Source organism: Ningiella ruwaisensis, from assembly GCF_004798935.1.
In the GTDB taxonomy this organism is placed as follows: domain Bacteria; phylum Pseudomonadota; class Gammaproteobacteria; order Enterobacterales; family Alteromonadaceae; genus Glaciecola; species Glaciecola ruwaisensis.
Genome location: NZ_RAHT01000005.1, coordinates 23,568 through 35,602, shown reverse-complemented (window position 1 = coordinate 35,602; position 12,035 = coordinate 23,568). Strand labels below are relative to the sequence as shown.

Below are 12,035 nucleotides of genomic sequence, written 5' to 3'. Positions count from 1 at the left end.
TCTCTTTTTATTTATTCAGAAAATGCCAACATTGACGGACTGAGAGGCAATACTTCTATACCTTCATCAATAAAATTAGCGCCTTTTGATACAACCATTTCTCCCTGCTCAATTCCGTGGGAGATAAGTGCTTGAGCGCTTTGAATGTTTTCCAATGTGACCTGACGCTTTGATGTCGTGTTGGTCTCGGGATCAATTACCCATACATAGTGAGTATTGGCCCGACCCGCCACCAGTGCGCTTCGCGGTATCGCTCGTAGTTTGCTCGAATTGCTCTGAGCAAGTGTGAGGTTAACCTCAGCTGACATGCCATTCTTAATATTTTCGTCCACATCTTGTAGCGAGACAGTGACTGGATAGGCAGTTAGAGCACTGTTTTGGCTACCTATTCTTGTTATCTCACCATATAAGGTGATGCCGTCCTTGGCAGGGAGGGTAACTTGCACAGTATCGTTTAACACAATCTGATTTATGTATCGCTCAGCGACATGAATAACGAGTTCACGAGCTTTATTCTTTATCTGTATTTCAAACACAGGAGAGCTTGCCTGAAGGACTTGAGCAAGGTCAGCATTTTTGCTTACAACGCTTCCACCGTATGGCGCAATAAGTTGCGTGTCTTTCAAAGCCTTTCTTGCGGTCGTTAGTTGCGCATTAAAACGCTGTATGTCGGCGGCACTGGTTTTTTGTAAACGCAAAGCCGCATCATATTCGGCTTGTGAAACGGCACCTGCTTTGACTAACTCTGCGTTTCGCTCAAGCGTGTCGCTTGCTTCTTTAAACACGGCCACTGCACTATCAATGTTAGCCTGGATTTCTTCGACACGCATGCGCTGAGACTCATCATCTAACACAGCGAGAACATCACCTTTTTCAAACGTTGACCCAACATCCACATTCAAAGCTACAATACGCCCGCCAATATCGAAACTGATAGGCACTTCTTGCGTCGGAGAAATCACACTTGGAAACGATAGGGTGGTCTGTATATTCGCCGCTTTTACTTTCACCCAGTCTACTGGTACCGCTTTTATGTCTCGTTCAGGTTTTGCACAACCCAGAATAAGACAAGTTGAAAAGAGCAAAAGCAAGGCATTCAAGAAACGGATGGTCATGACACTTACCTTCTTATGAGTTGTGAACACAGGAGCGAAAACAAGATAAACGCGGGAATGGCGCTACCGCCTATAACAAATAGATGGATGCCCATAGCAACCACCATCGTGACCAGTAAAATACCGGTACCTATAAGCTTGGTTTTCTTGGTTAGAAGTAGGATTGCACCGCTAATTTCAACTATGCCTGTGAAATATCGAAACCACTGGCCAAATCCAATAGTGTCAAACATAGAGACCATGTCTGGGGTGGCAATTAACTTCATAAAGCCTGCTAGAGCGAAGGCTATTGCTAGCAGTATTCGAATAAACCATAAAAGTCGGGGGAGCACTCTTAAATCGTCATTACGTTTTAAGCTTTTTTTACTCTCGCCTTCTTGCGAGTGCTCGGTGCTTGAAGAAATATCTTTATTCACACGCCTGTCCTCATTCATTCATAGGTGATAATTAAAATCGATTATAAATTGCGCTATCGTTTCTAAATAGCCGTATAATAGAAACATCTCGTTTCATTATTGGAATGAACATTTTTAAGAAAAGGAAGTACGGTGAGAGAAATACACTTAGATGATTTAAGGCTATTTTCACTAGTGGCGAAATTCGAAAGCATCAGCGCCGCAAATAGAGAGACAGGTATTGCTAAAGCTAATCTATCGCGCATGATTGAGAGACTTGAAGCGCATTCAGGCACACCTCTGTTTGACAGGTTCCCTAAAGGAATAAAGCTTACTCATGCGGGCCTTCAATTACTTCCCGTTGCGCAAATGGCAGAGAGGGTAGGTAGAGACGCACAGCAAACAATGCAACAGGTGACTGAGTATCCATCTGGTCGTTTGCGGGTAGCAGCCTCCACACAGATAACGAGGCATTTGATTGCCCCGGCTATGTCAGCATTTTTAAAGCGCTGGCCTGAAGTTACGCCAGAGTTGATTATTAATCACATGGAAATGGATCCAATAGCAGAAGACTGCGATATTTTTATTCGCATTGGCCGACCCTCTCAGCCATACCTGGTAGCAAGACGCCTGCTTACTTTTGAGATGAAACTATGGGGCTCTGACATCGCGCATCACAACATAGATATCAACGATGTGAAAGTAATTAGACAACTTCCGCGTGTGGTGACCGACAGCGTGATGATACCAAGAGATTGGGTGTTGAAACACGATGAGTCAAGTGCGCAAATTACTATAGATTCATCGCCAAATGTGTTGGTAGGTGAGCCCGGCGCAGCGTACGAAATGGTAAAAGCTGGCTATGGAATGACGCTACTTCCCCGTTTTGTCGCGACATCACCTGAAAGTCAGCCACTGAAAAGATTACTACCGCAATGGCGCGGAACGCAGCTTAACTTTTTTGCAGTAATGGCACCTCATCGCACAACGGTACCGGCTGTTCGTGCTTTTTTAGACTTTTTGCTGGAACGTTTGGAAGAAAAATGATGCGGGTATTCGGTTTAGCGCGGAATATTAAATGTCGTAAAATAAAAAGCTTGGAGATCTATGTCCCCAAGCTTTTGGTCAAATTTAATGGAGGTCAGTTTCGTAAAAATTTATGAATTGCTGCTCATAAACTCATCGACTTCTTTCTCGGCTTCATCTTTTGATTTACCGTAACGTTCCTGAATTTTACCGACTAACTCGGTGCGATTCCCTTCCATTTTATCTATATCGTCATCAGTTAATTCACCCCATTTTTGCTGGGCTTTACCTTTAAGCTGTTTCCAGTTGCCTTCGATACGATCGTTATTCATATATTTCTCCTGTTTATATGCCTGTGGTTAGGGTGCCAAGCGTTTTAGCACTTAATCTATTGTTGATAGAGCAAGGCATGTACCATTTCATATTGAAGATATATTGAATCGAAAAAGCACACAATTTCATGGGTTTAAAAAGTATTGAATAATGCACGTTGCACGCTGCAGATTTATTTAAGAAAGTTTTTCCAAACGACTCAGTAAATCTTTCTTGAAATGAGGATGCTTTCGATACAGTTTTTTTCGCAGGAAGCTAAAAAGGATGGCTAAACCGTTTTATTTTTACTCGCATAGCGGCTAAAAACTGGCTTGCATATTGATACGGCTTGATGGAGACGATAAGCAATTTCATCAAACCTCATCAAAAGGAGAGACATATATGTCCCGCAAGCCCAGACAAACAACCACCGCAGGCGCACCTGTACCTACCAATGAGACAACACTTACCGCCGGTAAACTAGGTCCTTCGCTGTTACAGGATTACCAATTAATTGAAAAACTTTCCCATCAGAACCGCGAACGTATTCCTGAACGAGTCGTTCATGCAAAAGGCTGGGGCGCGCAGGGAACATTTACCGTAACTCACGATATTACAAAGTACACATGCGCGGATCTGTTTTCCGAAGTAGGTAAAAAAACAGAAGTATTGAGTCGTTGGTCTACTGTTGCAGGCGAATCGGGAGCGGCAGACACTGAGCGAGACGTTCGTGGTTTCAGCCTTAAATTTTACACTGCTGAGGGCAATTGGGATATGGTAGGAAACAATACTCCGGTTTTCTTTGTAAGAGACGCGTATAAGTTCCCCGATTTTATCAGGACGCAAAAACGGCATCCAAAAACCAATCTGCGCTCGCCTGAAGCCATGTTCGATTTTTGGGCTGCGCAACCTGAATCGGTCCATCAGGTCACTATTTTAATGTCTGACAGAGGCATACCGACAACACCTATGCATATGAATGGATATGGCAGTCATACATTTAGCATGTATAACAAGCAAGGAGAGCGTTTTTGGGTAAAATTTCATTTTAAAACGCAGCAAGGACATAAGCATTATACCAACGAAGAATCAGAGAAACTCATTGGAAAAACGCGCGAAGCTTATCAGGAAGCGCTCTATAATGCGATAGAAGAAGGTAAGTATCCGAAGTGGACGCTTTACATTCAGGTGATGCCAGAAACAGAAGCAGGACAGCAAGACTATAACCCATTTGATGTAACAAAAGTGTGGCCGCATAAAGATTATCCACTTATTGAAGTGGGCGAATTGGAAATGAATAAAAATCCGGAAAACTACTTTCAGATGATTGAAAACGCAGCATTTAGCCCGTCAAATGTTGTGCCGGGTATTAGTTTTAGTCCCGATAAAATGCTTCAGGGCAGAATATTCGCTTATGCAGATGCGCATCGATATCGTTTAGGTACACATTATGAAGCATTACCGGCAAATCATCCTAAAAATGCCAAGGTTAATCATTACCACAAAGACGGCGCCATGCGTTTTTTTACCAATGATTTTGATAATCGCGATGCATACTACGAACCCAATCAATACAATGGACCCGTTGCAGATGAAAGTGTGAAAGAGCCGCCGCTTAAAATTGATGGCGATGCAGACAGATATAATCAGAAAACGACAGATGCAGATTTTGTTCAACCAAGAGCGTTATTTGAAATGTTTTCTGACGAACAAAAGTCTAGGTTGTATGCGAATTATGCTGCTGCAATGGGTCCTTGTTCAGATGAGGTAAAAGAGCGCTGGTATAAGGTATTAAAACGCGTTCATCCCGATTATGAGGCTGGGGTAAGAAATGCTGTAAATAAGTTGGATACCGATGTTAATACGGTTCCCATTACCGATGATACTCCCCTTGAGGATTGATGAGAGGTAGTTGATAGAGCATTGCATGCAAAAGAGGGCACATGCGAAAAAGATCGTGTGCCCTCTCAAGCAACTAGAATAATAAAAATGCTTCTATTAAAACGTAGGCATCAAACACACTTCTCTTACATCGCATCGCTTTTCAGCATTAAGTGCGTATAAGACAGCATCAGCCACATCACTTGGCTCAAGTTTGTCTGGTTTTGCCTCATCAAAGAAAGGCGTATTTACCATACCAGGGCAAATAGTGGTGCATCGCCCCTCCCATTCAGACATTTCCTCTGCCAGGTTTTGGCCAAAACCGTAAGCAAACCATTTCGTTGCTCCATAAATAGAGCCTTTCAAGATGCGTTTTCCTGCGATCGAGCTTGTTATGATGAAGTGGCCTTTGGTCTTTTTCAATTCGGGTAATGCGAGCTTGGCGGTATAGGTAAGCGCATTTATATTGACCTTTATCATCGTGTCCCATTCTTCGGGCTTGCCGTTTTCAACACCTGGCGTGTTAACGCCCATGCCAGCGTTGGCAAAAACCGCATCTAATTTTCCAAACCGCTCAATCGTCTTTTTAAATGCCTTATCTAATTCACTTAATTGCGTTGCGTCTGCTGGAATGGCAATAGCCGATTGATCACCTAATTCATCTACCAATTCTTTTAGCTTGTCTTCGCTTCTAGCTGTCAGTGCCACTTGGAATCCATTTTCTACGAGTTTTTTTGCAGTGGCTTTTCCTATTCCACTAGATGCGCCAGTTATCAGTATGGTTTTGGATTGGCTCATAATTAGTATCCTTGTTCAAATTTGAATGGTTAAAAGGGAAATAAATGCAGCTATCTTTCTATCTTTTTTCGATGGTTTTTCAATTGCATTTGACTTGCATTTAACTGCGCTTGCACGATGTATTAAATGCACCTGCGAATAAGGTAGGAGCGTAATGCATGCCAAAATGTAAGGTACTGATTTAGCGGAATACTTCTGTTTCTCGCAATTTGAAGGTAGTAACTCTTACAGGCAAGGGTGTGAAAAATGCATTGCTGCTCAAGTGAGAAATTTCATATCGCCGTGTAAAAAGGTAGCTAAGCAAGGATAGTTTTTCTGCTCGTGCCAATAGTGTTTTGGCGAATATCCGTATTAATTACAGTTGCTTATAGACTTCTAGGAACTCGCAATAATTGGCAAATATTATGCAAAGTCGAATTGCCCGCAACTCAGTAATTAAATGGTAAAACCAAGGAATTATTATGAATCACTTTTACGAACAGGATGAAATGCAGGAAGATATGAAACATATCGAACGATATGGAGATTCGTGTTTTAGAAAACTCAATCGTACGAGTTCAAGGCTTCGGCATCATAGTGACGATCGACGGTTTTCGAATACGCATAAAAAGCGAGAGCAGGAAGGTAAGTTAAAATCCTAGCCCAAAACTGGGTTTGAATTATGCGGTAGGGCATGCTGAAATAGTTTGTGCAAGTGCGAGTCAGTGTCTAATATACAGACATTCCCGTTTTGGCCATGTTTCACTATTATGTTCAGCAATTTTGTTCTAGTCATTGTTTGGATGAACGCTTTTGCGTGTATACCAGAACAAGCTAATATTCATCCGAGCGGGCTCGCTCCAGCGGTGCTTCAACAGGTAAAATTACAAGGCCAAGTGCCGCCTTCGTCAGTGCTTATTCTCCCTCCTGTTCATCAATTGAGACCGCAGCTAAATGCTCAGACGACTGCTCAGCCAAATGATGAGGAACAGGCCATACCAAATAATACTAAATGGATTAATCAAGAATTTATTATTGAAGTGCTTTCTGTTTCTATCCTGGTTTTGTCAGTATTTGCGCTTCTTACTTTGCGCTTGTACAGCATTAATCGAACTAAGCACAAAGAGTCTTTGGTAAAAGCGGGGGAGTTAGAGCGAGAGGCCAATACAAATAAAAAACTTACTCAGCTATTAAATAACATTTTTGAAAGTTCTCTTGACGGAATTATTGCATTTGACTCGGTAAGAAACGAAGTCGGCGAAATCGTCGATTTTAAATACAAGATGGTAAATCAAATTGCAGCAGAAATTATCGGCATTCCAGTAAACACTTTGTTAGAACAAAACATGCTCGAACTGCTACCCGGGAACAAGTCCTCTGGTTTATTTGATGCTTATAAAAATACAGTGGAAAGCGGTAAAAACTTTCACACTATTACTTACTATCGGCATGATGGCATTGATAAATGGTTTTCTATCAATGCAGTAAAAAATCTGGATGGTTTTATTGTTACCTTTGCTGATGTATCAGAGTTTAAACAAAATGAAGAATTGCTATTACGGAAGCAGGAAGAATTAGAGCTAGCCAATCAGGAGCTCGAGCAGTTTGTTTACATTGCATCGCACGACCTTAAAGAACCCTTGCGCAAGGTACGTGCCTTTGGCGCTCGACTTGAGTCTGGCTACGCAGACGTTTTGGATGATAAATGTAAAGACTACATTGCGCGTATGCGCTCAGCTTCAGATAGAATGCAGGCCTTAATTGACGATTTGTTGAAACTCTCACGCGCTTCCCGCGGGGACACCGAGATGGATTTAGTTGATTTAAATTCCGTTCTTTCTTTGGTAAAAGACGCGCTTTCTGAACAAATTGCTGAGCGCCATGCGATTATTTCATCAGATACCTTGCCAACTATCCACGCAAATAAATCGCAAATGACACAGCTTTTTCAGAATATCATTTCCAATGCGATAAAGTATGTTGAAGACACTAAAGAGCCGCTGGTTTCAATAAAGGTAAAAAACATCATTCTCCCCATCGCAGAGGTGCCTACGAGCTATTGGCAGATTGACATTAGTGACAACGGTATTGGCTTTAACAATGAGTACAAAACAAAAATATTTGAGATTTTTCAGCGTCTACACGGGCGCTCTGAATACTCGGGAACAGGCATTGGTTTGGCTATCTGCCAAAAAATAGTAACGAATCACCAAGGGTATATTTTTGCAGAAAGCAAAGAAGGGGAAGGAGCGACCTTTAGTATTCAGTTGCCTAGATAATATATTTATTTGTGTAAACAACATTTAAAGTCAAGTGTTGTCATCAGTCTCTATCGGAGATTTACTGCTTTTTTTGTAGCTCTGCAAACCGTATAGAACTACAAATCCCACCAGAGATAACACGATTGCAATTTCATAGCGCTGAAATGCTACTGCTACCCCAATAGCGCCAGTCACCCATATTCCAGCAGCAGTTGCTGTGCCACTTACATGTTTTGAATCCTTAATAATCGAGCCTCCACCAATAAATCCAATACCTGTTATTATTCCATACATAACTCGCGCTTGTGCTTCTGTGTCATCAAATACATCAATTCCAACAAGCATGAACGCGCATGATGCAATTGTTACTAAAGGAAAAGTTCTAAGTCCTGCACCTTGAGATTTATTTTCTCTGTCTACCGCTATAGGCAAAGCGAGTAAAAAAGCTATTCCCAATTGATAAAGATGAAACCAAATCAAATGTAAATTTATATCAAGTTCAGGCATCATACTTAACCATTCTTGTTTTTAATCCAGTTGCAAAACGTAAAGCGCATCAAAGTTATTTCAAATCGAACTTATTCAGGTTCAAACAGCGTTCAATTGCAACAAAACTTTACTTTCTAACCTTTCTATACCCACTTTCAAACCCGCAAAAAACCCCAAAACAAATCATACCCAGACCAACAATTGCGGCTAACCATGGACCAAAAGGTTGTTCAAGTAAAAGAGAAATTGCTTGACCCAAACCGCCTGCTTCATCTGGATCATAAGTTAAAGCAGCATGCACAAAAAAACTGCCGATTAAGCCGTATAAAATGCCTCTGGCAGCGAAGCCAGCACGACCAAAGTTCACAGCGTAGGTCAGTTTTGCTTGGCCTATATCTTCGTCAAATTTATCTTTAAAGTCGGTGGTAAAAGCATGTTTTAATTGAATGAGCGCAAAAAAGGCTACTCCCAAACCCAAAGCGCCAACGAGCCAAACTCCCCAGGTTTGCTCCATAATAGTCGAACTCAACTGTTCTTTACTATCTCCACTGTTTTTTTGGGATCCAATAAGCACATTTATCGCAGCAATTGTAATCGATATATAAATTGCAGCAGATAAAAAATAAAAAATCCTCATGAATACATTCTTAGGCTCAGACATATCTAAATTTAAAGGATTGCTCACTCCCTGTACGATTCGCCAAAGTACATAAGCGATAAGGCCTGCAATGATGGCAATTAGCAGAAACGTGCCAAAAGGCGAGGAAAGAATTTCTTCAAATACGGATGTTTTTGATAGCTCCTCTGTTGAAAGAGCCGTAAGGGAAGCTGCAATCATTAAAATTCCCAAAATAGCATAGACTATGCATTTAGAGGAGTAACCTGCCGTTGCAAACGTTTCAAATATATCACTTTTGGTCACATCCATTTTGCTGTATTCCTCGATTTTATAATTGCATATTGCATGAATGAGCAATCATCGAGCCAATCTAGAAAGTTAAGAAGTCTAAGCATGCTTTGATGGCAACGAGCATTAAAAAATAAAAAATTTGTCTAACAATATTGCTCACTAATGACACAAGAGGGACCGCTCGTCTGTTAGAGGATTTTCAATTCACATCAGTTGATTATGAGGGTCTTACTAATTGCCATGAAACAATTGGTACAAAATTTTTCTTAAGGAAAAGCGGAAATACCTACAGATAGACCTATAAGTCTTTCAGCATAATTTGATGAGACGATGTATAACACAAGCCTGTTTATTTATTGCGCTCTTTCGAATTATAGTAATCCATAAGATTGCCAATAATGCTTTCAACCACTTACGCAAATGATAAGCGATTGGCCACCCCTAGTGGACTTGAACCACTATCAAAGACTTAGGAGGTCCTCGTTTTATCCAGTTAAACTAAGGGGTGGTGAGTAGCTTTAATATTTTCTGATAATTTAGACGGAAACTCAACTTTGCCCCTCCGTTGCTTACTATTTAAGCTTTGCAGGCGAGTGGCGTTTTTACGTTTAATTACCCAATAAACGCGTTAAACGCTCAAGTAAACGTATCTACCTTGTAAGCTGAAATCAGACTGATTACTTTTATATCTATCTGTATTACTCTTGTGGGTAACGTACATTGAGTGAAAAAGCCTTACTTATGTCTGAAAGCATGATCATTAATTTTCAGAAAAGCATTGAAAGAAATCCAAAATATCGATTTTGGTTCTGGCAATTAGGCTTTTGGTTTTTTATGTGCGTCGTCGGTTTTTTCACGCTGATCCTCTGGTACGCAGAGGCTTCCGTTGTGACCATCGGTCATGTCTTGATGCAGGCCATAATTGGCTTACTTTGTTCCTTATTTCTTCATTTTGTTTTTGTGCGACTGGACAATTTCAGACTGGGTAAACGCGCCCTGATTGGCCTTACCATGGTTCTAGCGATTGCTTTTATATGGACCATGATTCACATGAAAATATATGTGACGCTTACTGGCTTTGAAGACGTCTGGGAGGAATTTGGGGGGTGGTATTTCAGCGGAATTTTTATATTTTTATGCTGGACAGGCCTGTTTCATGGTGTGAGGTACTATGAATTGATGCAGCAGGAACACAAGATCATGCTGCAGGCTGAAGCCACTTCAAGACAAGAGCACTTTAAGCGTCTTGAAGCGCAAAGTGAAGCGCGAGACGCTAAACTGAAAATGTTGCGCTATCAGCTTAATCCGCATTTTTTGTGCAATACATTAAATGCTATTAACTCTTTAATTGAACTACAAGAATCACAAAAAGCACAGGAAATGACCGTACAGTTGAGTGAATTTTTGCGTTATTCCCTGGACAACGATCCAGACACAAAAATTCTATTAAAAGAAGAAATAGACGCGCTTAGCTTGTACCTGGAAATCGAAAAAACGCGTTTTGGCGACAGGTTAAAGGTCGACATGGAAATTAGTAAGGAGGCCCAAAGCGCATTGGTTCCAAGTTTATTGTTACAACCCATTATTGAAAACTCTATGAAACATGCCATTGCCAAAAGCGAAGCGGGCGGCTCAATTGAAATTTACGCCAGCATCGCCAACGAACAACTAAGATTAACAATTAAAGATTCGGGAAGCGGAAAGCATCATTTGCAAAGCCGCGAGAACACTTTGCCTGTGAACGTTACTGAGACGAAACAAGGCGTAGGTCTTAAAAACATTAATCAGCGCCTAAAAGCGCTTTATCATAATGATTATCAAATTAACTCGCAGTTTGAAAGCGCCGGGGGGCTAACTACAGAGATTCGCATACCGGCAGAGTTTGCATAAAACACGAAAGTTTAAGCGATATTCCAAGTTTAGCTAATGTCAAAACGTTCAGCGGCCAAGCCTTGTTACTGCGTCAAAAAGGATTTAATCACATCTTTATATCGTCGGCTGACTTTTAACTTCTGATGTTCGCCCAAGCTTAAAAAGTATTCGCCCTTGGCCAGCGGAATGACTTTTTCAACAAACGACAAATTCACAATCGTTGAACGATGCACTCGCTTGAAACATGGCATGCTGAGCAATTTTTCCATCTCGCTTAAGGTAGAGCGTTTGATATACGTTTCACCTAAAGCGTGAACGCATACATAATCACCGGCGGCATCCACCCATTCAATATCACCTTGATTAATGATATTGATTTCCTCTCTGTCTCTAATGACGATTTTTCGCGGCTCTTCATCATAAGCGTTGGAAGGAGCCTCTTCTTCCGACAGGGCTTTATCTTTGTTTTTCTCAGTTTCTATAGAAGCAATTGCGTTTAACAAACTCGTTTTTTGCTCATTCACTTGTTTGAGTGCGGTTGCTCGTAAAATGGCCCGCTCAACCGCCATCTGCAAGCGCTTAACGTCGATAGGCTTTACCACATAATCTACGGCATTGGCATCGAAAGCTTCGAGTGCATATTCTTCGTAAGCCGTTGCAAACACCACCATCGGGATGGTATCGGCCTGCAGACGCTTCACCACATCTAATCCACTCAGGCCTGGCATCTGGATATCCAAAAATAATAGATCAGGAGAATATTCGCTTACTGCTTTTAAGGCCTCCTGTCCGTTATGGCAAGAGGCTACATGTTCAATTTCGGGGAATTTTTTTAACAGTGCTTCCATGTATCGACATGCCAAAGGCTCATCGTCCACCACGACTGTTTTTAATCTTTGCATATATACTTCTTGTTATGCCTTTTGTTTACATAAATTTAACAATAAGAACAAGCGCTGTCACTAAAAGGATCAGTTTAAGTAAATGCAAGTCATTA

The 12,035-nt window shown here is 41.3% G+C and carries 12 protein-coding genes and 1 tRNA gene; 5 read left to right on the top strand and 8 right to left on the bottom strand.

Features of this window, described 5'->3' with window-relative positions:
* Positions 1 to 11 precede the first annotated feature (11 nt).
* The gene (locus tag D6V41_RS11190; protein ID WP_136251614.1) at positions 12 to 1,115 is read right to left on the bottom strand and encodes an efflux RND transporter periplasmic adaptor subunit; all 1,104 of its coding nucleotides are present in this window, start codon (positions 1,113 to 1,115) and stop codon (positions 12 to 14) included.
* Positions 1,116 to 1,120: 5 nt separating this feature from the next.
* Positions 1,121 to 1,531 (bottom strand): DoxX family protein, encoded by a 411-nt coding sequence (locus tag D6V41_RS11185; protein ID WP_206663260.1) that lies wholly within the window; start codon positions 1,529 to 1,531, stop codon positions 1,121 to 1,123.
* 132 nt (positions 1,532 to 1,663) lie between these two features.
* Here D6V41_RS11185 and D6V41_RS11180 point away from each other — a divergent pair, with 132 nt between their 5' ends.
* Positions 1,664 to 2,557 (top strand): LysR family transcriptional regulator, encoded by an 894-nt coding sequence (locus D6V41_RS11180; protein ID WP_136251612.1) that lies wholly within the window; start codon positions 1,664 to 1,666, stop codon positions 2,555 to 2,557.
* Between the two features lie 110 nt (positions 2,558 to 2,667).
* Here the strand turns inward: D6V41_RS11180 and D6V41_RS11175 are convergent, their stop codons facing one another.
* Positions 2,668 to 2,868 (bottom strand): CsbD family protein, encoded by a 201-nt coding sequence (locus D6V41_RS11175; RefSeq protein ID WP_136251611.1) that lies wholly within the window; start codon positions 2,866 to 2,868, stop codon positions 2,668 to 2,670.
* A 382-nt stretch (positions 2,869 to 3,250) separates the two neighbouring features.
* Between D6V41_RS11175 and D6V41_RS11170 the strand changes: the two genes are divergently transcribed.
* Positions 3,251 to 4,750 carry a catalase gene (locus D6V41_RS11170; RefSeq protein WP_136251610.1) on the top strand — a complete coding sequence of 500 codons (1,500 nt, stop codon included), beginning with the start codon at positions 3,251 to 3,253 and terminating at the stop codon, positions 4,748 to 4,750.
* Positions 4,751 to 4,846: 96 nt separating this feature from the next.
* On the opposite strand, the gene D6V41_RS11165 is transcribed toward D6V41_RS11170, so the two are convergent.
* A complete protein-coding gene (locus tag D6V41_RS11165; protein WP_136251609.1) occupies positions 4,847 to 5,527 on the bottom strand; it encodes an SDR family oxidoreductase in 681 nt (226 codons plus the stop codon).
* Between the two features lie 461 nt (positions 5,528 to 5,988).
* On the opposite strand from D6V41_RS11165, the gene D6V41_RS11160 reads away from it, so the two are divergent.
* Positions 5,989 to 6,168 carry a hypothetical protein gene (locus D6V41_RS11160; protein WP_136251608.1) on the top strand — a complete coding sequence of 60 codons (180 nt, stop codon included), beginning with the start codon at positions 5,989 to 5,991 and terminating at the stop codon, positions 6,166 to 6,168.
* 63 nt (positions 6,169 to 6,231) lie between these two features.
* Positions 6,232 to 7,785, top strand: a complete 1,554-nt coding sequence (locus D6V41_RS11155; RefSeq protein WP_136251607.1) for a sensor histidine kinase — start codon at positions 6,232 to 6,234, stop codon at positions 7,783 to 7,785.
* Between the two features lie 30 nt (positions 7,786 to 7,815).
* Here the strand turns inward: D6V41_RS11155 and D6V41_RS11150 are convergent, their stop codons facing one another.
* The 3 genes from D6V41_RS11150 to D6V41_RS11135 all read right to left on the bottom strand — a co-directional run bounded on the left by D6V41_RS11150 (position 7,816) and on the right by D6V41_RS11135 (position 9,674).
* Positions 7,816 to 8,274 carry an MgtC/SapB family protein gene (locus tag D6V41_RS11150; protein ID WP_136251881.1) on the bottom strand — a complete coding sequence of 153 codons (459 nt, stop codon included), beginning with the start codon at positions 8,272 to 8,274 and terminating at the stop codon, positions 7,816 to 7,818.
* Positions 8,275 to 8,383: 109 nt separating this feature from the next.
* A complete protein-coding gene (locus D6V41_RS11145) occupies positions 8,384 to 9,184 on the bottom strand; it encodes a DUF1206 domain-containing protein (RefSeq protein WP_136251606.1) in 801 nt (266 codons plus the stop codon).
* A gap of 414 nt (positions 9,185 to 9,598) precedes the next feature.
* Positions 9,599 to 9,674 (bottom strand) — tRNA-Arg (locus tag D6V41_RS11135).
* A gap of 233 nt (positions 9,675 to 9,907) precedes the next feature.
* Here D6V41_RS11135 and D6V41_RS11130 point away from each other — a divergent pair.
* Complete coding sequence (locus D6V41_RS11130) at positions 9,908 to 11,056, top strand: sensor histidine kinase (protein ID WP_136251604.1); 1,149 nt, start codon at positions 9,908 to 9,910, stop codon at positions 11,054 to 11,056.
* 65 nt (positions 11,057 to 11,121) lie between these two features.
* Here D6V41_RS11130 and D6V41_RS11125 read toward each other — a convergent pair whose 3' ends face one another.
* Entirely contained in the window at positions 11,122 to 11,940 is an 819-nt protein-coding gene (locus D6V41_RS11125) for a LytR/AlgR family response regulator transcription factor (RefSeq protein WP_136251603.1), read from the bottom strand.
* Between the last annotated feature and the right edge of the window lie 95 nt (positions 11,941 to 12,035).